General features: G+C 72.1%; 11 protein-coding genes. 7 read left to right on the top strand and 4 right to left on the bottom strand.

The genetic code is table 11. The features are described 5' to 3' along the window. The first annotated feature begins 215 nt into the window (after positions 1 to 215). Genes BM085_RS11155 through BM085_RS11125 form a run of 7 tightly spaced genes read left to right on the top strand, consistent with a single transcriptional unit; the run spans position 216 to position 9,951 of the window. Complete coding sequence (locus tag BM085_RS11155) at positions 216 to 941, top strand: phytanoyl-CoA dioxygenase family protein (protein ID WP_177245054.1); 726 nt, start codon at positions 216 to 218, stop codon at positions 939 to 941. A 2-nt stretch (positions 942 to 943) separates the two neighbouring features. Next, positions 944 to 1,792 (top strand): leucyl/phenylalanyl-tRNA--protein transferase, encoded by an 849-nt coding sequence (locus tag BM085_RS11150; protein WP_093886941.1) that lies wholly within the window; start codon positions 944 to 946, stop codon positions 1,790 to 1,792. 37 nt (positions 1,793 to 1,829) lie between these two features. Next, the gene (locus BM085_RS11145; protein WP_093886940.1) at positions 1,830 to 3,023 is read left to right on the top strand and encodes a MupA/Atu3671 family FMN-dependent luciferase-like monooxygenase; all 1,194 of its coding nucleotides are present in this window, start codon (positions 1,830 to 1,832) and stop codon (positions 3,021 to 3,023) included. Then, positions 3,020 to 5,920: a non-ribosomal peptide synthetase gene (locus tag BM085_RS11140; protein WP_093886939.1), complete on the top strand. Its 2,901-nt coding sequence runs from the start codon at positions 3,020 to 3,022 to the stop codon at positions 5,918 to 5,920. The genes BM085_RS11145 and BM085_RS11140 overlap by 4 nt, the downstream gene beginning before the upstream one ends. Further along, the gene (locus BM085_RS11135; protein WP_177245053.1) at positions 5,917 to 7,749 is read left to right on the top strand and encodes a penicillin acylase family protein; all 1,833 of its coding nucleotides are present in this window, start codon (positions 5,917 to 5,919) and stop codon (positions 7,747 to 7,749) included. Before BM085_RS11140 ends, BM085_RS11135 begins: the two co-directional genes overlap by 4 nt. After that, positions 7,749 to 8,666, top strand: coding sequence for an LLM class flavin-dependent oxidoreductase (locus BM085_RS11130; protein WP_093886937.1), 918 nt, complete (start codon positions 7,749 to 7,751; stop codon positions 8,664 to 8,666). The genes BM085_RS11135 and BM085_RS11130 overlap by 1 nt, the downstream gene beginning before the upstream one ends. Positions 8,667 to 8,673: 7 nt before the next feature. Then, positions 8,674 to 9,951: a condensation domain-containing protein gene (locus tag BM085_RS11125; RefSeq protein WP_093886936.1), complete on the top strand. Its 1,278-nt coding sequence runs from the start codon at positions 8,674 to 8,676 to the stop codon at positions 9,949 to 9,951. On the opposite strand, the gene BM085_RS11120 is transcribed toward BM085_RS11125, so the two are convergent. The 4 genes from BM085_RS11120 to BM085_RS44310 all read right to left on the bottom strand — a co-directional run bounded on the left by BM085_RS11120 (position 9,920) and on the right by BM085_RS44310 (position 21,367). Then, positions 9,920 to 11,698, bottom strand: a complete 1,779-nt coding sequence (locus tag BM085_RS11120; RefSeq protein ID WP_218158688.1) for a 1-deoxy-D-xylulose-5-phosphate synthase — start codon at positions 11,696 to 11,698, stop codon at positions 9,920 to 9,922. The genes BM085_RS11125 and BM085_RS11120 overlap by 32 nt on opposite strands. Beyond that, positions 11,695 to 16,026, bottom strand: a complete 4,332-nt coding sequence (locus BM085_RS11115) for a type I polyketide synthase (protein WP_177245052.1) — start codon at positions 16,024 to 16,026, stop codon at positions 11,695 to 11,697. The genes BM085_RS11120 and BM085_RS11115 overlap by 4 nt, the downstream gene beginning before the upstream one ends. 26 nt (positions 16,027 to 16,052) lie before the next feature. Next, positions 16,053 to 21,050 (bottom strand): non-ribosomal peptide synthetase, encoded by a 4,998-nt coding sequence (locus tag BM085_RS11110; RefSeq protein WP_218158687.1) that lies wholly within the window; start codon positions 21,048 to 21,050, stop codon positions 16,053 to 16,055. A gap of 158 nt (positions 21,051 to 21,208) precedes the next feature. Then, positions 21,209 to 21,367, bottom strand: a complete 159-nt coding sequence (locus tag BM085_RS44310; protein ID WP_177245051.1) for a hypothetical protein — start codon at positions 21,365 to 21,367, stop codon at positions 21,209 to 21,211. Positions 21,368 to 21,559 lie beyond the last annotated feature (192 nt).

The following is a 21,559-nucleotide window of genomic DNA, read 5'->3' as shown; positions in this document are numbered from 1 at the left end:
CGACGACGGGGAGAGCCGAGGAGGCAAGGCTGTTTTCTCATGGTCATTTCTCGATTTGAGCGGGGCCGGACTAACCCTGATCGGTGTTGCGCGCCTTCTCGTGACGTCACCATAGTTGCGGCGGCTGATGCGGAACCCGTTTCGGCCCGACGCGTCTCTGCTGTTCGCTGAAACCGTTTCAATCGTGGAATAACCGAGATCAGAAGGAGCAACCTTTGTCTACCGGCTTGCTTCCGTTCAGCCGCGAAAGAATTGTCGAACTGCACGATGAATACGATCGTGACGGGTCGGTGGTGGTCGGTCAGATCCTCAGCGGCGACGAGGTCCAGGAGTGCCGATCGCAGATCGACCGGTACATTAAGCAGGTCATTCCGGCGCTTCCCCAGTCGGTCATCGACAAGACCGTCCGGTACGAGGAGGACGGCGAGGCCATCCGTAGCTGCTACTTCATGGATCAGGTGGACCCCTGGTTCCGCAAGTTCGGCAACCGGGCCGATCTGAAGGCCCTGGTGGCCGGTGTGGCCGGCTACGAGCCTGAACTGTACGTGGTGGAGACCTTCAACAAGTACGCCGAAGTCGGCTCGTCCGCGGTCCCGCATCAGGATGCCATCTTCCTGCCGATCGAGCCGATCGACATGGTGCACCTGTGGATCGCCATCGACCCGGCGACCGAGCAGAACGGTGCGCTGGAATACTGGAACGGCACCCACAAGCAGGGCCTGGTCCCGCACGAGCCGGCGCCGTTCGGCCTCATCGTGACCGGCTGGGACATCCACAGCCAGCGGGAACTCGTGAAGACGGCGGTGCTGGAGCCGGGCGGAGCCGCCATCCACAGTGGCACCGTGATCCACTACAGCCCGCCCAACCCGACCACGCAGCCCCGGCTCGGCCTGCTCTGCGGATACCGGGGCGCGCACACCCGTGTGCTGGAGGAAGAGTAGGTGTGGTCCCGGCATCACGACCCACCGCCGGCGCCCTGTCGCCGGAACTCTGGCAGCGACTCCTCGCCGAGGGACGCGGGCTGACCTCTCCCCTCGTCCTCGGGGGACGGCTGGAGGCCCAGGTGCTGCTCGACGCATACACCAGCGGAGTCTTCCCCGAACCGTGCGTGCGCGAGACGACCAAGGCCATGATGCGCGAGAAGCACGCCGACGAACTGGCGTCCGGCATCATCCCGGAGTTCCCGGGCGGACCTTCCGGCGATGAGGTGTGGTGGCAGTCGCCCGACCCGCGAGGGGTGTTCACCGTCGACGGCCCGTGGAAACCCCGGCGGCACCTGCGCCGGCTGATGCGCGAGTGCGGGTGGCGCAGCACCGTCGACCAGCGCCTGCGGGAGGTGATGCTGTCCTGCCGGCGTCACGACACGTCGTGGATCACCGACGACATGGTGGACGCGTTCGAGGAACTGCACCGGCGGGGCCGCGCGCACAGCCTGGAGATCTGGGAGGGGGACGAGCTGATCGGCGGCCTGTACGGCCTGCAGGTCGGCGGCGTCCTGATGGCCGAGTCGCTGTTCCACCGGCGCGAGGGCGTGTGGAAGGTGGCGCTGCTCGACATCGTGGTGCGGTTCTTCGACGGCGGCGGGGCGCTGGTCGACTGCCAGTACCCGGGACCACATCTGATCCCGCGCGGCGTACAGCCGGTGTCGCGGGCCGAGTACCTGAGGATCCTCGGCCGCGAGCGTGACCGGGACGTCGATTGGGACCGGGCGGAGCGGCCGATCGGGCGGCTCGACGAGCGGTTCGCCGGTCCGGCGCCCGCCCGGGGACCGAAGAAGAAGACCAAAGCCTGACGGCGGGGGTACCGCAGCGTAGAAAGGGCAGGACGTGATGGACGACCTGGATCGGCGGCTGGCGGCATTGTCTCCGGAACGCCGCGCGTTGCTCGAACGGCGGTTGACGGGCGCCTCCGGTGGCGCGGCGGTGGCGCCGCGGCCGGCTCCCGAGGTGCCGGCCGGTGAGTCGGAGAACAACCCGGGCTTCAGCCTCTTCTTCTTCTCGGCCGAGACCGGTGACGTCGCGGCGAGCAAGTACGACCTGCTGCTCAAGTGCGCCGGGTTCGCGGATCGGGCGGGCTTCGAGGCGGTCTGGGTGCCCGAGCGGCACTTCGACGCGTTCGGCGGGCCGTACAGTTCGCCCGGCCTTCTGCTGGCTGCGCTGGCTGCGACCACCACGCGGGTGAAGCTGCGCGCCGGCAGCGTGGTGCTCCCGCTGCACGATCCGCTGCTGGTAGCCGAGCAGTGGGGCGTCCTCGACAACCTCAGCGGCGGCCGGGTCGGGCTGAGCCTGGCCAGCGGATGGCACACGCAGGACTTCGCACTGGCGCCGCAGGCGTACGAACGGCGCCGCGAGATCCTGTTGGAACGCCTCCAGGAGCTGCGCGGCCTGTGGGCGGGCAAGCCGGTGTCCCGACTCGACGGTGCGGGCCAGCCGGTGGAGCTGCTCTCCCACCCGCGGCCGGCCACCGCCCGGTTGCCGATCTGGCTGACCAGTTCCGGCAACGTGTCCACCTGGAAGGCGGCGGCCGCGGCCGACACCCACGTGCTGAGCGCGCTGCTCGAACAGTCGGTGGAGGAACTGGCCGATAAGATCGCGGTCTACCGCAAGGCACGGGCGGAAGCCGGTCTCGACCCGGCGGCCGGACGGGTCACGGTGATGTTGCACACGTACGTCGGTGCCACGTTGGAGCAGGCCCGGCAGGAGGCCCGCGGGCCGCTGGTGCGCTACCTGCTCGCGCACATGTCGTTGTTCGAGAAGCTGCTCGCCCGTACCGGAGCGATCGACCTCGCGAAGGTGACCGAGGCCGACCGGCGCACGCTGGCCGAGATGGCGTTCGAACGGTACTTCGTCAGCAATGGGCTCTTCGGTGATGTGGCGACGGCGAGCGCCATGGTGCGGCGGCTGCGCGAGGCGGGGGTGAACGAGATCGCCTGTCTGGTCGACTTCGGCATCCCGGCGCCGACCGTGCTCGACGGCCTCACGAACTTGCACGAGCTGGCCCGGTCGGTGTGGCAGTCGGCATGACGACCTATCCCGACCTCTTCTTCGCCGCGGCCGAACGTGATCCGGGAGCGCTCGCCCTCGATGGCCGTGGGCACCGGATGACGTACGGCGAGCTCGCGGCCATCGTCCGGCGGCTGGCCCGGCGGCTGGCGGCGGACGGTGTCTGCCGGGGTGACCTGGTTGCGGTGGTGTCCACGCCGGGCGGCGCGGGGGTCGCCGGGTTGCTCGCCGTAATGGCGGCCGGTGCCGCATATATCGCCCTGGATCCGCGCGACCCGCCGGCCCGGCTGCGGCACATCGCGTCGGTCGCCGGCGTGCGGCTCACACTGCTCGGGGACGACGCCGGTGAATCCCCGGTCATGGGGCCGGCCCGGACCATCGATCTTGAAATCGGTGGTGATCCGGGTGCCACGCGGGCGGAGCCGGAGGACCTCGCGTACGTCTGCTTCACCTCCGGCTCGACCGGGACGCCGCGCGGGGTGATGGTCGAGCACCGGCAGCTGGTGAACTATGTGCGCTGGGTCGCGCCGGTCACGGTGCCCGCGCTGACCCGGCTGAGCTTCGACGCGAGCGTCCAGCAGACCCTCGCGCCGCTGTCCCGCGGCGACACTGTGTGGCTGGTCGACCCGGACCTGGCCCGGCGGCCGGACCGGCTGCTCACCGCGTTGCGTGACCGGCCCGGCAGCGGGCTGCACTGCGTGCCGTCACTTTGGCGGCTGGTCCTTCCGTTCGTCGACCCCTCTGATCCGCCGCGGCTGGCGGCGCTGTTCCTGGGCGGCGAGATGGTCGACGAGAAGCTGTGGGCGGACACCCGGGCCGCGCTGCCGGGTACCCGGATCGCCGACGTGTACGGCCCGACCGAGACGACAGTACAGGCCACCGGCGGTTTCCAGGAGCCGGGGGAGCCGCTGCACGTCGGCTGTCCGGCCGACGGCGTACTCCTCGAAATCGTCGACGACCAGGGGCGCCCGCTTCCGGCCGGCGAGCGCGGCGAGATCCTGATCGGCGGGACCGGGGTCGCCCGCGGCTACCTCAACGATCCCGAAGCGACCGCGGCGGCGTTCACGCTGCGCGCGGGGCCCTCCGGCGAGCCGGAACGTTGGTACGCCACCGGGGACCGGGGGTGGATCGACGCTTCGGGACGCCTGTATGTCACGGGCCGCCGCGACCGGCAGGTCAAGGTGCGCGGGCACCGGGTCGAGTTGGCCGAGGTGGAGAGCCTGCTCTGCTCGGCCGGTGCCGCCACGGCCGCCGCGGTCCTGCTGCCGGACGGTGAGCTCGGCGCGGCGGTGGTCTACGCCGAGGGGCCCGAGCCCCGGCTGCGCGAGGCCCTTACCCGGGTCGCTCCGGCTGTCATGATTCCGGCTCGGCTCACCCTGGTTGACGAGATTCCCCGGTTGTTCAACGGCAAGCCGGACTATGCGGCCGTCGCTACCCGGTTGGCCGATGGAACCTCCAACCGGCATGCGGAGCATACGCTCGAACATCATTGGTGCCGGCTGCTTGGCGTGTCCGAGGTGGCCGATGACGATGACTTCTTCGCGCTGGGCGGGCACAGCCTGACTGCCACCCGGCTCACCGCGGCCGCCCGTGCCGTCACCGGGCGCGACGTTCCGCTCGCCCTGATCTTCGACCATCCCTCGTTCGGGGCCTGGCAGGCGGCGGTGCGGCGAGCCGCCGCTGCGGCCGCGCCCCGGTCTGGCCGTGCCGTGCGATCCACGCGGGTGCCGGCTACCTCGCAGCAACTGGCGCTCTGGCCCGTGGAACGCGCGCTGCGGGACACCCCGGTCAACACCCTCACGTTGCCGCTGTGGCTGGCCGACCGGCCCAGCACCACCCGGCTGCGCCGCCTGGGCGACTACCTTCAGCAGCGGCACGATGCCCTGCGCGCGGTACTCGAGGAGGATCGGGACGGCGTCTGGCTGCGCGACGCCGGACCGGAGGTGGTCGAGATCGGGACGCACGCCGCCGACGATGAGGCCGGTGTGCTTGCCCGGGCCGTCCGGATCGCCCAGCAGCCGGTGTCGCCGACGGACCGCCCGGCGCTGCGCCTGCATCTGATCACACACGCCGACCGCAGCCTCCTGCTGGTGCTGACCAGCCACCTGGTCGCCGACGGCCGAAGCCTGGAGGTGCTCGCCGCCGACGTCGGGCGGCTGCTCTCCGGGGAGCGGACTCCGGAGGCGGCCGGCAGCTATCTCGCGTATGCGCAGGCTCAGGCCGACCAGGACCAGGCGGCTCGGGTGCGGCGGGCCGAGGAAGCGCTGGCCGAACGGATCCACCGGACGAGCCGGGCCGCGCGGCTGCCGGGTGGCGCCGGGAGGCGTACCCACCGGTTGGCCACCTGGACCTCGCCGCTGCCCCCGGTGGACCCCGGGTTGCGCACGACGCCGTTCGTCGTGCTGCTGGCCACGGTGGCAGCGGCCGTGGCCGAACCGGCGAAGGCCGCCCTGCTCGGCACCGTCCTGGAGAACCGCGGCGCCGCCGATCAGGATACGATCGGGCTGTTCGCCACCTCGGCCCATCTGGCGATCGAGGCCCACGAGAACCCGCGGATCGCGCTGGCGCAGGCTCGCCGCGAGCTGGTGACCGCGTTCGACGGTGACCCGGTTCCGCCCGAGCTGCTGACCCTGCCGGCCGAGGTGACGCCGGTGGCCGCCCTGGCATACGCACCGGCTCCGGCCGAGCTTCCCGGTCCGGTGCGTCTGGTTCGGAGGCACGAGTACGCCCACCTGCCCCGCCCGGTCACACCGACCGCCGTCCCATGGTTCGTCACCGTTCGCGACGACGCCACCGGTCTGCACCTCGATGTCGAGTACGACACCGGCGCGGTCGGCGCAGACGCGGCGGACGAGTGCGGTCGGCGCCTGCTCTCCACCTGGTCGCGACTGTCGCGTCTGGGGGCGGGCCACAGATGACCGAACTGGAGATCGTGCGGGCGGACGACTGGGTGGCCGGCTGGCACGCCGAGGGGCGTCGGCAGGGCCGCACCCGGGCGCGACAGCTGGATCACCTGCGTCACCGGGCGCGGACCGAGCCCCGGCAGCTACGGCTCGGCGTCGGGGACCGCGCGGACCGCCTCGTCGACGAACTGCCCGATGAACAGCGTACGGAGCTGATCGCGTTCGCCGAGGGCGTCGCCGCGACCGGTGTTCCGGGCTGGACGGCGGGTGACAGCCTGGCGGTCGGCATCTTCTACGCTCAGGAGCTGTCCACCGATGGCACCGACATCGCCGCCGAGCAGACCCTGCGGGTCACCCTCCCAGAGTCGGTCGCCGATCTGTTGTTGCCGACCGATGATCCGTACGCGACGGACCTCTTCGGCGCGGCGATTCCGGCCGAACCGGGCCTGAGCGACCGGCAGCGCGACGACGTGCGGGCCGTGCTCGCGACCGCGGCCCGATCCTGGACGCCCCTCGACCGCACGCCGATGAAGACCGCCGATCCGTGGGGCTCCAACGTCTGGGCTCGGGTGCACGAGCGGGGCACCGTGTTCGCCAACGATCTGCATCTGCCGCTGACCCACCCGAGTCTGCTCTGCCCGGTGCACTTCGCGGTCGGCGGTGACACGGTCATCGGCTTCGTGATGATCGGCCTGCCCGCGGTCGCCAGCGGCACCAACGGCACTCTGGCCTGGGGTGTCACCCGCCTGGCCGGCTACACGGTCGCCGACGGTCGGTGGGCCGTTCTCGAGCCGGGCGGCTACGACCTGACGCTGAGCCGCATCGCCCGCTCCCGTGACCTGGCCGAGGCACTCGATCTCGCGGCGACCTCCGGCGGCCCCGCGCTCAACGTCGTGATCGCCGACGGCACCCGGATCGGCTGGACGTGCGGCGGCGCCCAGTGGGATCGGACGGGCACCCGGCTGGCCGACCCGGCCTACCGGCCCCGGCTGGTCCGCGACAGCGGCGTCATCGTCAACGCGAACAACGCAAGCCCGCAGCACCGCACCGACGACACCACCCCGATCGGCCGCAACCACTTCCCGGCGGTACGGGCCCGCCGCATCGCCGACGTGCTGACCGGCCGGGCCGAGCTCCCCGGCGCCCCCGAAGATCTCGACCTGGCACTGCAGCTCGACGACGACGCCGCGTACTACTCCTTCTATCGCGACCTGCTCACCCGGATCCCGGTCGGCGCCAATGCCCCCGCCGAGTTGCGGGCGGCGGTCGCGGCCGCCAAGGCATGGGACGGGCGCAGCACGCTTGGCTCGGTGGGGCTGCCCCTGCTTGCCGTGTACCGCGAATGCCTGCGCGACGCGCTGTTCGGCCCACTGCTGCACGCCTGCGTGCAGGCGGATCCTGCCTTCGCGTACGCCTGGCACAACCACGAACACGCGCTGCACTCGCTTCTCACCGCTGGTATCGTCCCGCCGCCGTTCCGCGGAGCGTCCGCATTCCATCGCACACAGGCCGGCCTCGCCGCTGCCATGGTGCGCCGGATGACCGGCCTCGCCGCGGACAAGGCGGCCTGGGGCGCGGTCAGCGGCATCGGGCTGGTCCACAGCGACCCATCCCGGGTGCACGGCGAGGACCGGCAGGTGCCGGGCTGCGCCGAGGCGGTCCGGTCGCACCGGCCCGGCTTCGGCGCCGCCATGCGCCTGACAGTCCGGCTCGAACCCGGGCGCGGTGCCCGGGTGGCGTGGCAGTTGGCCGGCCGGATCGACGAGGCCGGCGACGACGACCTGCTCCAGAACTGGGCCGATGGTGTGCCCGCCCGAATCGACCTCGACACGGTGAAGCCCTGATGACACATCCGTTCTCTTTCTCACTGGCCACCCCCGGCGTCCCCAGCGCCACCGAGTGGCGCGACCTCGTCCGCCGGGCCGAAGACCTGGGGTACGACGGGGTGGCCCTCAACGACCATGTCGGGCAGGGCTTGGAGGCGATCACGGCCCTCGCCTCGGCCGCGGCGCTGAGCACCCGCCTCACGCTCGCCTTGCGCGTGGCGAACCTGTCCCTGCGCAACCCGGTCGAGCTGGCCGACGCGGCGCTCTCCCTGGACGCCCTGTCCGGCGGCCGGTTCCAGCTCGGCGTGGGCGCCGGATGGCTGGCCAGCGACGCGATCGCCACCGGCAGCAGGCCCTATACCCGGGCCGAGCGTCTCCTGCGGGTCACCGAGGCGATCGAGATCCTCGGGACATTGCTGCGGGGACAAGCCCTCAAGTACACCGGCACGTGCTTCACCGCCGAGGTCGCCGAGCCGCTCGGCACGCCGGTGACCGGCCGGGTGCCGCTCACCATCGGCGCGGCGAGCCCGCGGATGCTCACGCTGGCCGCCCGGCACGCCGACATCATCAGCATCATGGTCCGCAGCACGTGGCAGGGCGGCATCGACGTAGCCGACCTCGAACCCGAGCGGCTGGACGAGAAGGTGCGCCGGATCGCCGAGGCCGAGGCCGGCCGCGAGACCAAGGCGCCGCGCAACCACGTCGTCTGGGAGTGCCTGATCACGCCGCGGCCCGAGCCGGTCATCCAGGCGTACGCGACGGCGGCCGGCAAGACCCCGGAACGGTTGTGCTCATCACCCGGCATGCTGATCGGCTCGCCGGCCCAGGTCGCCGAGGAACTGCTGCGGCGCCGGGACCGCTGGGGGCTAACCGACGTGACCGTGCCCGCCGAGGCGGCCAAGGCGTTCGCGCCGGTCCTCGACCTGCTGCGCTGAGCCACGCATGCCCGGAACCCTGCAAGACTTCGTCTCTGCGCTCACCCCGGACAAGGCCCGGCTGCTTGTCGAACGGGTCGGTGACTCGGAGCGGTACCCGCTGTCCCCACCGCAACTGGCCGTCTACACCGCCGACCAGGTCACGCCGGGCACGACCGCGTACCTGAATCCGAGCATCATCCGGCTCGATGGACCGCTTGACACCGGGCGGCTGGTCACCGCACTCGCTGGTCTGCACTACCGCAATCCGGCCCTGCGCAGCCGCTACGGGTTGGGCGCCGACGGACCGTACGCGGTGGTCACCGCCTGCGGTTCACCCGAGCTGGAGATCGTGGACGTCTCCGACGCGGCCGATCCCGGCACGGAGGCGCTAGACGAGGCACGCTGGGCGTTGCGCCCGTTCACCGGCCTCGACGCGCCCCCGCTGTGGCGGGCGATGCTGATCCGTGAGGCAGCGGAGCGGCACTCGCTGGTGCTGATCCTGCACCACCTGATCTCCGACGGCTGGTCATGGGAAATCCTGAGCGAGCAGCTCGCGGCGCTTTACGCGGCAGGCCCCGTCCCGCGCAGCGAGGACTACTTCCGCACCTGGCAGCGCCGGTGCCCGGTGGATCCGGCCGCCGCCGAGGACATCGCCATCGAGGTGGCCGACGCCCTCGACGCACCGAGGCTGGCGGGCTCGGGTGACGGGCCCGGTCCCGGGGTGACGCTCCAGTTCCGGCTCGTCGACGAGGACCGCGCCCGAGTCGAGGCCGCCGCCCGCGCCACCGGTGCCACCCCGATGACGGTGCTGCTCTGGGCGGCCGGGAAGGCGCTTGCTGAGTTGCGCGAGACGCCCCGCAGCGTGGTGCTGGTGCCGGCGGCCGGGCGCTGGGACGCCGCCTCCGAGCGGGCTGTCGGCTGCTACGTGAACAGCCTGCCGCTGGTGCTGGACGCTCGCTCCACGCTGGCCGTCACCGCGGAGCGGCTGCGCGCACTGGTGGCCCGGCAGGCGACGCCGCTCAGCGAGGTCATGCGCCATCTCGGCGACGAGCGTGCCGAGGCCGGTCGCATCATGGTGGTGCACAACAACGCCCCGGCGGCCGGGACGTCGTTCGCCGCGCTGACCGCGACCCCGGTGCATCTGCCCCTCGCCGATGTGCAGCGGGACCTGACCTATTCGGTCTGGTCCCGCCACGACGGCATCGGCGGAGAGCTTCAGGTACGGGCCGGAGTCGCCGCCGCGTACGGCGCCGACCGCCTGGTCGGCGAGTTCATCGCGGTGCTGCGCCGCCTGCCCGGCTGACCTCGCCGGCCGCGTTCTCCAGCCAGAGCCGCTGCACCGCGCCGGTGAGCGCGTCCGCGTCCAGCCGCAGATGCCGCCGGACCTCGACCGGGTCGCCGTGCGGCAGGAACCGTCCGGGCGGCCCGAACACGCGCAACCTGGCGGCGAAGCCGTGGCCGCTGGTCCGGGCCAGCATCTCGCCGAACCCGCCCATGACACCGTGGTCCTCCAGGACGACGACCACATCCGCGTCGTCGAGCGCCTTGCGCAACCCGGCCGGGACCGGAAGCAACTGGCCGGTGACCTCGGCCTCGGCCGGGACGCCGCGCTCACGCAGCATCCCGGCGACCTCGATGGCCAGCGGTGCCGTCGAACCGTAGCCGACCACGGCGAGCCCCCGCTCGCACGGGCCGGCCGGCGCGTTGCGCGCGACAGGCTCAGCCGGCAGCGCCCGGGAGTACCGGACGAAGGCGGGACGGCCTGCTTCCAGCGCCCGGCTCAGCGCCTCCTTCAGGCCGGACGCGTCGACCGGTGCCAGCACCAGCGCGTCCGGCACGTGGCCTGCGATCGCCAGGTCGTAGAGCCCGTTGTGGGACGGCCCGTCGCCGCCGGTGATCCCGGCCCGGTCGATCAGGAAGACGACCTCCAGGGCGTGCAGGCCGACCTCGTAGAGGACCTGGTCGAAGGCTCGGCCGAGGAAGGTGCTGTGGATCGCGACCACCGGCCGGGCGCCGCTCATGGCCAGACCACAGGCCAGCGTGACGGCGTACTGCTCGGCGATGCCGACGTCGTGGAACCGGTCGGGGAAACGGTCGCGGAACGGATCGAGCCCCGACGCGCTGCCCATGGCCGCGGTGATCACGTGGATGCGGTCGTCGCATTCGCCGGCCTCGACCAGCGAGCGGGCGAGGATCTCGGTGACCGGGATCCGGCCGGGCGGCGCGGTCAGCGGCCGTCCGTCGAGCGGATCGAACGGGCCCACGCCGTGCAGATGGTCGACCTCGTCGGCCAATGCCGGTTCGTAACCGCGGCCCTTCTGCGTCACCGCGTGCACGATCCGCAGGCCTTCGTCCCGGGCGGCGGCCCGCAGGGCTTCCTCGACCGCCACGCGATCGTGGCCGTCGACCGGGCCGTGGTAGCGCACCCCGGCCCCGCTGAGTACGGCGGCCGCCTGTTCCCCGACCGGTCCCCGCAGGGCGCGCAGCGCGGCCGCCAGAGCACCGGTGGTCGGGGCGTACGACCGGCCGTTGTCGTTGATGACCAGGATCAGGTCGAGGTCGCGTTCCACGACGTCGTTGAGCGTCTCGAGGGCTACCCCGGCGGTCAGCGCCCCGTCGCCGACGATCGCGACCACGTGCCCGTCGTGACGCCCGAGCGCGAACCCGGCCGCGTACGCGAGCGCGTTGCCGGCGTGCGAGCTCTCCACCCAGTCGTGCTCGCTCTCCTCGCGGTTCGGGTATCCGGCCAGCCCGCCCCAGGCGCGCAGCTCGTCGAAGAGCGGAACCCGGCCGGTCACCATCTTGTGGATGTAGCTCTGGTGGCCGGTGTCCCAGAGCAGCACATCGCGCGGGCTGTCGAAGACCCGGTGCAGGGCCAGGGTCAGCTCGACGACGCCGAGGTTCGGACCCAGGTGGCCGCCGCGGACGGCGACCGACCGGACCAGGAGCCGCCGTAGGTCGGCCGCCAGCTGCTTGAGCTGCTCGTCGTCCATCCGCTTGAGGACCTCCGGCGTCAGATCCGCCGAAAGGGTCGCCGGGAGCCGTGTCACTGCTGCTCCTGCTCTGTGGACAGTTCGGACAGCTGCCGGGCGACCTCGTTGTCGTTCATCTGCTCGATCTCGGCGAACAACGCGGCGAGATCCTCGTCCTCGTCGCCCTTTTCATCTTCGGCGGGTGGCGCCAGCTCGGCCTCGCCGTGCTTCTGGATGCTGACGGCGAGCCCGCGCACGGTCGGATCGGCGAAGATCTCCTCCATCGGCAGCGCGATCCGGTACTCGTCTCGGAGCAGGGAGATCAACTGCATGGCCATCAGCGAATCACCGCCGAGGTCGAAGAAATTGTCTGCGGCGCCCACCCGGTCGATGCCGAGCAGCCGCTTCATCTGCGCGGCCACGTTCTTCTCGACGTCGCCAGATGGTGACATGTACGGCGTCTGGATGTCCGGCCGCCGGTGCGTCCCACCGTCGACGACCTCGCCGTCGGTCTCGGCCCTGGCCGGGGCCTGCGAGGTCGGCCGGCTCTGTTCGACGCGGTAGCCGAGGTCGCCGGTGCTGACCGCGAGCCGTCCGTGCCCGGCGGCCAGAACGATCTCCAGCGTCGTGCCGATGAGCTCGGCGTCCATCGCGTAGCGCGCCATACTGCCGGCCAGCACCTCGTCCGGTCGCCGCCAGTGCTCCCAGTCGACCGAGGTCCAGCCGGGTCCCTGGTTCTCGGCCAGCGTCGCGGCCAGCTCGTTGGCGGCGGCGTAAGCGGCCGACCCTAGCCCGCCGAGCGCCGTGGACAGCGAGGACACCTGCACGACCCGGGGCGTCACCGGGCGGACGGCGAGCACCTCGGCCAGAGCGGACACCATTGCGGCGCGCGGCGTCACATGTGCGGCGAGCGTACCGCCGTCGATCTCGGAGACCGCCGCCGGGGACAGGCTGAGCGGACCCGCCGCGATGATCACCACGGCCAGTCTCTCGTCGAGAGCCGGGTCGAGCGCTGCGGCGAGCGAGGCCGCATCGGTGACGTCGGCTCGCGCGACCGTGAGCCGGTCACCGCCGATGCCCCGCAGCCGGGCCAGGTCGCCGCTCTCGGCGGCGTCGAGATCCTTCTCCGCACGGTTGTCCAGCAGCCACACCTCGGTTTCGGGCTGGGCCAGCAGGTGGGCCGCGGCTCGGCGGCCGAACAGGCCCAGGCCGCCGAGGACCGCGACCCGCCGCCCGGTGAGCGACTCCTGCCCGGACACCGGCAGCGGGATCCAGACCCGGCCCCAGCGCCGTCCGCCGCGGATCGCCACCAGCGGCGGATCGTCCCGGCCGACCAGGGTCCGGATCTCTTCGGGGCCGCCGTCAGCCGCGACCACGCCGGCGTCCAGCATGGCCGTCTCCTGCGACGCGACGTGCGCCAGCGCGGCCAGCGCGGCGGTGGACGGGGCGACGTCGGCGCGGTCGAGCAGTCGGCCGGCGCCACGGACAGCGAGCACCAGCCGCAGCGGCGACTTCCGGTCGCGGACCGCGGCGGCCGCGTCCCGCACCAGGATCGAGGCCGCGGCGAGGTCGTCGGGCGCGGGGACCAGCAGGATTTCGGTTTCCTCGGCGACCGTCCTGGTATCGGCGGCCACCACGACGCGGTCGGCGCTCCCGGTCGGCGAGTCGAGCTCCTGCCAGCGGGCCTGGTGGATCCACTGGTGGGGATCGGGCAGCACGGCGGCCCGGTCGCGTACCGCAGAAGAGGTCGTGGGGTTGCCGACGGGCTGGATCCAGTAACGTTTGCGCTCGAAGGGGTAGGTCGGCAGGGCGAGGCGGTGCCGTGGCTGCTCCTCGGCGGCCGGTTCGGAGACCATCAGCCCGGCGTGCCAGAGACCGGCCAGGGCCTCCAGCGCGGTCCGCCGGCCGGCGCGCTTGTCGTCGCCCATGGGCAGGGTGGGCACGCCCGCGGCCCAGTCGGCCGTGGCGGCATACTGCCGGGCCAGCGCGAGCATGGTCTCGCCCGGCCCGACCTCCAGCAGGATCTGGCCCTGCCGCTCGTTCAGGCGCTCCAGGCAGCCGGCTACGTCGACCGGCCGGCGCACGTGCTCACCCCAGTACGCGGGCTCGATGGGTGCCGGGCCGTGCCAGTCGCCGGTCACGTTCGACAACATCGGGATCTCCGGCGCCGTGGCGGGGAAGGCGGCCGCGAGTTCGCGCAACCGGTCGGTGGCCGCCTGCATGTGTCGGCTGTGGAACGGGTGGCTGACGATGAGCCGCCGGCTGGCGATGCCGGCGGCGTCGAGGCGCACCGCGAGCACGTCGACAGCCTCGGTGGTGCCCGAGACCGACACCAGGGCGGGGCCGTTGATCGCGGCGATGTCCACGTCATCGCCCAAGTGCTCGCGTACCGTCTCGGCGGACGCCACCACACTGAGCATGGCCCCGGCCGGCTGGACCGCCATCAGCTCTCCGCGAGCGATGACCAGGGCGAATGCGTCGGCCGGGCGCAGCACACCGGCGACCGCCGCCGCGACCAGCTCACCGATGCTATGGCCGAGCAAGGCGGTCGGGCTGATGCCGTACGCGATCAGGGCACGCGCCCAGCCGTAGCAGACCAGGAAGAGGGCCGGCTGAGTGACGCGGGTATCGGCCAGCCGCCGTTCCTGCGCTTCGGTGCCGGTGCCCGCGGTGAGGACGAGCTCGCGAAGCTCGGCGGCGAGCAGCTCCGGCGCGGTGTCCAGCAGATCGTCGACGACCTCGCGGAACACCGGCGACCCGGCGTACGCGGTCGCGCCCATCCCGAACCGCTGGGAGCCCTGACCGGGGAAGAGGAACACCACCCCTGAAGGCTCCCGGGACAGCAGCGAGTCGGTCACCCGGGCCGAGCCGGGCGCGCCGAGCGCGGCGGCGGCGTCCTCGACGTCGCGGGCCACGACGGTACGGCGGTAGGACAGCGGCCGACGGCCGACGTCCAGCGTGTATGCCACGTCGGCCAGCTCGGCGGCCGGGTGTTCCCGCAGCCAGGTGGCCAGCCTCGCAGTGGCGGTGTCGAGGGCGGTCGGCGTCGCGGCCGACACCCGCAGCAGTTGCCACGCGGCGGAACCGGAAGCCGGCGCGGGGGGCGGGGCCTGCTCGATGACCACGTGTGCGTTCGTGCCGCCCATGCCGATCGAGTTGACCGCAGCGCGGCGCGGCCGGTCGACCTCTGGCCAGTCGACCAGCTCGCTGCTCACGTAGAACGGGCTCGCCGCGAAGTCGATCTGCGGATTGGGTGTGGTGAAGTTCAGCGTCGGCGGGACGAGGCCGTGCCGCACCGACTGGACAGCCTTGATGAACCCGGCCACACCGGCGGCGGCGTCCAGGTGGCCGATGTTGGTCTTGACGCTGCCCAGCACGACGTCCTGGCGGCGGTCGGTGGTCTCGCGCAGTCCCCGGGTCAGCGCCGCCACCTCGATCGGGTCGCCGAGCGGAGTGCCGGTGCCATGCGCCTCGATGTAGTCGATGTCGTCACCGGTGAGCCCAGCCGCCAGTAGCGCGCTGGCCGCGGCCCGCGCCTGGCCCTCCACGCTGGGGGCGGTGAAGCTGACCTTGGCGTTACCGTCGTTGTTGATCGCGGTGCCCTTGATGACCGTGTAGACGTGGTCGCCATCCCGGATGGCGTCCTTGAGGTGCTTGAGGACGACCGCGCCGACACCCGATCCGACGACGCTGCCCTCCGCCGCGGCGTCGAAGGCCCGGCAGTGCCCGTCCGACGACGAGGTGCCACCGGGCTGGTGCATGTACCCGCCCCCGAGCGGCATGCGGACCGAACTGCCGCCGACCAGCGCCATGTCACACTCGCCAGCCAGGATCGCCTGGCAGGCCATGTGCACCGCGACCAGGCTGGTCGAGCAGGCGGTCTGCACCACGCAGCTCGGGCCCTTGAGGTTGAGCTTGTACGACACCCGGCTGGCCAGGTACTCCTTGTCGTTGCCGATCATCGTCTGCAGGTCGCCGACGACTTCGAGCACGCTCTGGTTGGGCACCAGGTTCATCAGGATGTACGTGTTCATGGTGCTGCCCGCGTACACGCCGATGAGTCCGTCGTAGCGGGCCGGATCGTATCCGGCGTCCTCCAGCGCCGAGTAGCCCGTCTCCAGGAACAGCCGGTGCTGCGGGTCCATCAACTCGGCCTCGCGGGCGCTATACCCGAAGAAGGCGGCGTCGAAGGTGTCACCGCCCTCGACCGGCGCCGACGCCTTCACGTACCGGGGGTTGTCCAGTTGCCGCTGTGTGACGCCGTTGGCCAGCAGCACCTCGTCGGACTGGAAGCGGATCGATTCGACGCCTTCGCGCAGATTGCGCCAGTACTGGTCGGGGTCGTTCGCGCCAGGGAACCGGCAGGCCATTCCAATGACCGCGATATCGGCGGGAGTGGTGTCCATACGTGGGCTCCTCGGATCGGAGAACTTCATGACGGCCGGTGCCTCCGCTGCAGACCCCGGCGCTTGCGGGCGGTGGCCAGGGAAGGAGTCCGAGCGGGTGCGGGGTCGACCAGTGCGGCCAGGTGTCCGGCGAGCCGTCGCGGGGTGACGTGCTCGAAGAACAGCGACAGCGGCAGGCCGGGCAGGTCGAGCGCGGCCTGAATGCGGCTCATCACCTGGGTGACCGCCAGGCTGTGTCCACCGAGCTCGAAGAAGGTGTCGTCCGGCTCGACGTCGACGCCGAGCACGTCGCGCCAGGCGTCGAGCACCACGTCGAGCGGGTCGCGGGCCCGGGTCCGGCGGCGGTCGTCGGCCACCGCCAGCAGCGCGTCGACGTCCAGCTTGCCGTGCGCGGTGCGGGCCAGGGCGGTGACCGCGCAGAGCAGCTCGGGCCGCATGTGCGGCGGCATGCCAGCCACCGCGGCCTGGCGCAGGGCGGCCAGGTCGGCGCCGGGAGCCACGACGAACGCGGCCAGCCGCGCGGTCCCGCCTCGCCGGTCGACGACGACCGCCGCATCCCGCACGCCGTCGAGCGCGCGCAGCCGGGCCTCGACCTCGCCTACCTCGATCCGGAACCCGCTGACCTTGGCCTGCCCGTCGGCGCGGCCGAGGATGACCAGTTCGCCGCCGGCCGTCCACATGGCCCGGTCGCCGCTGCGGTACAGCCGCCCGCCCCCGGGCTCCGGAGCGTCCACGAACCGCTCGGCGGTCTCGGCCGCCAGCCCGAGATAACCGGATGCCACACCGGGCCCTCCGATCACCACCTCGCCGACAGCGCCGGGCGGGACACGACGGCCGAGGCGGTCGAGCAGCCGGATAGTCGAGGCTCCGGTGGGCACGCCGACCGGCACCACCGCAGCGCACCTGCGCGCCTCCACCCGTTGCATCGCGCAGTTGATGCTGGCCTCGGTCGGGCCGTATCCGTTGATCACGACTGCGCCCGGTGGCAGCAGCGCCACGATCCGGTCCACCAGCTCGTACGTGAGCAACTCACCACCGAGCACGAAGAGCCGCACGGTCGGCATCGGCTGTCCCCAGGTCATCAGCTCACGGGCGAACGACGGGGTGACGAACAGCGCGTTGATCTCGTGCTCGGTCACGAACCGGAGGTATGCGCCGGCGTTCGACCGTACGTGGTCGGGCGGCATGACGAGGGTCCCGCCGTACAGCAGCGGCGTCCACAGTTCCTGCAGGCCGAAGTCGAAGGTCAGCGCCAGGGTCTGGATGAGCCGGAATCTGGGGCCGGCTCCGAGCCCGCCGACCTGCCAGTCGAGCAGCGGCAGGACGTTGGCGTGGGTGATCGGTACGCCCTTCGGCGTGCCCGTGCTGCCGCTGGTATAGACGATGTACGCCACCGCGTCGGCGCTCACCGGCTCGAACGCCTCGGACGGTCGGCCGGCGGAGACCAGCGTCGCGAGGTCGGGCAGCAGCTCCACCCGGGGCGGCCGGGCGCACTCGGCGACAAGCTGCCGGGCCCGCGGGGCGAGCTCCTCGTCGGCCAGCAGCACCTCGGCACCGGCGTCCTCGATCATGAAGCGCAGATCGGCGTTGGGACTGGCCGTCCCGAGCGGCAGCACGGCCGCGCCGCGTACGTGCGACGCCAGCACGGCCGGCACCATCCGGTCCCGGTCCCCGATCAGCAGTGCGGCCACCGGCGCCCGGCCCAGTTTCCCGAGGCGGGCGGCCACGTCCCGTACGCCCTGATCGAGCTGCTCATAGGTGAACGAGTCGCGCGCGGTCACCAGCGCCGTGTCACCCGGGCGGGTCGCGACCTGATCGTGCCAGCGGTCGGCCAGCGTGCCCGCCGAGGGACCGGCCGGCGGCTGCGGCTCGGTGAACCCGGCCCGCTTGACGGTTAACTCCCGCAGCGCCCGGCCGGGTTGTGCCAGTGCCGCTGCGTGAATCTGGGACAGGGCATCGGTGAGCAGGTCGGCGTGGTCGTCGTCGAACATGTCGGCGGCCAGCACCAGCCGGCCCACCAGGCCGTCCCCGGACGGCGCGTACGCCAGGTCGATCGGCGCCAGCGCGGAGATCGGCAGCGGCTCCAAACGCATCCGTGCGCCGTACGCCAGCAGTTGCGTGCCCGGTTCCTGCAGGGCGACCCCGGCCAGGCCCCGCACCTCGTCCTCGTGATCTTCCAGGTAGCCGAACAGGCAGCGCATCGCCTCGCCGGCCCGGGCGGCCGTGCCGGCATCGCCGACCAGTTCGGTCAGCGGTACGCCGCGCAGCGCCAGCGCGCGCAGTTGGGCCGCCGCGCAACGGACCACGAGGTCGTCGAAGCTGCCGTTCTCGTCGATGGTCACCACCAGCGGCAGCGTGTTGACCGCATATCCCGGGATGCGGGCCTCGGCGGCCGCGGTGCGCAGCGACAGCGGCACGGCGAGCGAGACGGTGTCCTGGTCGGACAGCCGGGCGAGCCAGAGCACCTCGAACGCGAGCAGGACCCCGGCCCGGGTGGTGCGGTTGCGGACGGCGATCGCGTCGACCTGGTCCAGCGCGGTCGGCGACAGCGTGGCCCAGCGGACCCGGCCCGCGCCGACCTCGGTGGCCGACGACGCCGCCGTGGGCAGCCACAGCGGCGTCGCATCGGCGAACTCGGCACGCCAGGCGGCCAGCTCCGCCGGATCCGGCGTCTGCGGTTCGGGCGCGAAGACCGGCGCGCCGTCCGGAACGCCCGCACCGCCGGCGGCCAGCGCGAGCAGCTCACCAGCGAGCACTCCGGCCGAGGTCATGTCGGCCAGGATGTGGTGCACGCGCAGCAGCAGGACCCGGCAGCCGTCGTCGGTGAAGACGTCGAGGGCGATGAGCGGCCCTGCGGACAGGTCGATCGGCTCGGTGGCGGCCCGCTCGGCGGCGGCCATCGCGTCGTCGGCCCGCTGGTGCCGGGCGGTCGGCCCGATACCGGGCTCGCGGATCAGCGAGCCCTCCCGCAAGCGGTAGACGCTGCTCAGATGCGGACGGGCGGCGACCAGCGCGTCGAAAGCGGCCAGCAGGGCCGGTACCTCGACCGTGTCGTCGAGGACGAAACGGCGGGCGATGACGTATGCCGTACTGGCCGGGTTGCGGCGCTGGACCGCCCACATGATGCGTTCCCAGGCGGTGGCCGGGGCGAACGGCAGCTCCCCGCCGGCGAGGGGCTGAGGGCCGGCCGGCCCGGCGGCCCGGGCGACCGGACGGCAGGCGGCGGCCAGGTCGGCCACGCCTCCGGCGGCCAGCAGGTCGGCGATCGTGACGTCGATCGCGAGCCGTTCCCGCAGCTCCTCCTTGAGCTGCACCGCGCGCAGGCTGTCGAGGCCGAGCGCGACCAGGGGGGTGCCGGTGACGTCGAGGTCGCCGGGCAGTCGCAGGAACTCGCGGACGACTCCGGCCAGCCGGTCGGTGGCCACCCCGCCGCATCCGCCCTCCGGCGTGCCGTCGCCGCTTACCGCGAGGACCTCCAGCTTTCCCTCGCGCAGCAGGCGCAGGGACTCGGAACGGCGGATCTTGCCGCTGGTCGTCTTGGGCACCGAGCCGGGGGCGACGAAGACGATGGAGTCGAGCGTGACGCCGTGCGCGCGGACCACGGCGGCGCGGACCAGCCGGGCGGCCTCCTCGGCCCGTCCGGCGTCACGCAGCCCTTGCACCAGCACGACCGCGTCGCCGTCCTGCACAACTGCGCCGTCGCCGCGCCGCAGCAGAGCAGAGGCCGACTGGGCGGTGTCCTCGATGTCGTGCGAGTACAGGTTGCGGCCACGAACGATGACGACGTCCTTGATCCGCCCGCTCACGTACAGCTCGCCCTTCTCGAGGAAGCCGAGGTCGCCGGTGGTCATCCAGCCCTCGGGCCGCCAGTGTTCGTCGGCGGCAGCGGTGGCGCTGGCCGGGTCCCAGTAGCCGTCGGTGACGTTGGCGCCGCGGACCTCGATCTCACCGATCTCGCCCGGGGCGGCCGGCCCGCCGCCGGAGGCGACCACGCGTACCTCGCACACCGGGACACCGCAGGAGACGCGGCCCTGGCGCAGGCCGGGCTCGGTGCCGCGCGGCACGGCGGAGACCATCAAAGTCGCCTCGGCCAAGCCGTACGCCGGCGACATGGCGCTCGGGTCGAAACCGTGGGGTGCGAAGCGGGCGGTGAACGCCCGCAGAGTGGCGGCCCGCACCGGTTCGGCGCCGTTGCAGGCCACGTTCCAAGTCGACAGGTCGACGCCGCCCAGCTCCTCGTCGCGGATGCGGGCCGTACACAGATCGAACGCGAAGTTCGGCGCCGGGCTCACCGTGCCGCCGAATCGGCTGATCGCCCGCAACCAGCGGGCGGGCCGTTCGAGAAAAGCTTCGGGCGGCATGAGTACGGCGGTGGCGCCCAGGTAGAGCGGATGCAGCACCGCGCCGATCAGGCCCATGTCGTGGTACATCGGCAGCCAGCTCACCACGACTGCGTCCTCGTCCTGCTCGAATCGCGAACGGATCTGTTCCTGGTTGGCCATCAGGTTGCCGTGCCGCACCACCACGCCCCTGGGCGAGCCGGTGGATCCGCTGGTGAACTGGAGGAACGCGATGTCGTCGAGGCTGGGCAGCGCGGCCGGGCCGGTGGCACCCGGGTACCGCTCGGTGACGTCCAGGACCGGCAGGCCGGGGTGGTCGGCGAGCAGCGGCGCGACCACGGCCGACAGGTCGGTCAGGACGGCCGACGCCGCACTGGCCCGGATGATCAGCCGTAGCGCCGACAGGGCCGCGTTGGGGCTGCTTGGCAGGGCCAGCGGTACCGCGATCCGTCCGGTGCGCAGGCAGGCCAGAAATGTTGGCACGAACAGCGCGGGGCGGCGGACCAGTACGATCACCCGGTCGCCCTGCCCGGTGCGCTTGTCGAGGGTGGCGGCCATCTGCTCGACGCTGTCGGCTAGCTGCGCATAGGTCACCGTGGCGGTGATGTTCTCACCGTCGCCCAGTTCGCGGATCGCGACATCGGCGCTCCGCGCGATCGCGTGTTGCCGGATGATTTCCGGCAACACGACTCGGCGAGGATTTGAAAAAGATTGGAGGTGCCGAAGGTTGACGGAATTCTGCAACGAACTGATCGCCTCCCCGTAATTGTCGATCACCCGCGGACACCCTCTCTCGTGCCGCACTGCGATGTCAACAGTGAGTCCTTATCAGCAACGGTTTTTCACACTGCGTGGCCGTTGCCCATGAAATTGCCCGCGCCGGAAGAGAACAAGGCCGCGGCGACGATGCCACCGATCCTCCACGGAAACTCGCTGACCTTGCGTAACGCCTTGAAACGCACCTTGAGCTGAGCATTCGCCCGTTCGACCAGAGCACGCAACGCGCGGTGGACCCTTGTTGTACGGGATCCGATCACCGGTCAGGGTGCCGCCCTCGGGCCGCTTTTACGGCGGGCACAAACCCGGCCCGCCGACGGCGCAGCCGAGATCGGCCGACGTGCCCAGGCCGCTGGCGGCCACCTCGTTCAGCGGAGCTGAGAATCACGAACAGCGGCCCGATGGAAACCCCGGAC

This window comes from Streptosporangium canum, assembly GCF_900113865.1.
Lineage (GTDB): Bacteria > Actinomycetota > Actinomycetes > Streptosporangiales > Streptosporangiaceae > Streptosporangium > Streptosporangium canum.
This window is presented reverse-complemented; position numbering and strand designations above follow the sequence as displayed.

Excerpts from the sequence above, each read along its gene's own strand:
- BM085_RS11140 (WP_093886939.1), top strand. The coding sequence starts at position 3,020 with ATGACGACCTATCCCGACCTCTTCTTCGCCGCGGCCGAACGTGATCCG.
- BM085_RS11135 (WP_177245053.1), top strand. The coding sequence starts at position 5,917 with ATGACCGAACTGGAGATCGTGCGGGCGGACGACTGGGTGGCCGGCTGG.
- BM085_RS11145 (WP_093886940.1), top strand. The coding sequence starts at position 1,830 with ATGGACGACCTGGATCGGCGGCTGGCGGCATTGTCTCCGGAACGCCGC.
- BM085_RS11115 (WP_177245052.1), bottom strand. The coding sequence starts at position 16,026 with ATGGACACCACTCCCGCCGATATCGCGGTCATTGGAATGGCCTGCCGG.
- BM085_RS11125 (WP_093886936.1), top strand. The coding sequence starts at position 8,674 with ATGCCCGGAACCCTGCAAGACTTCGTCTCTGCGCTCACCCCGGACAAG.
- BM085_RS11130 (WP_093886937.1), top strand. The coding sequence starts at position 7,749 with ATGACACATCCGTTCTCTTTCTCACTGGCCACCCCCGGCGTCCCCAGC.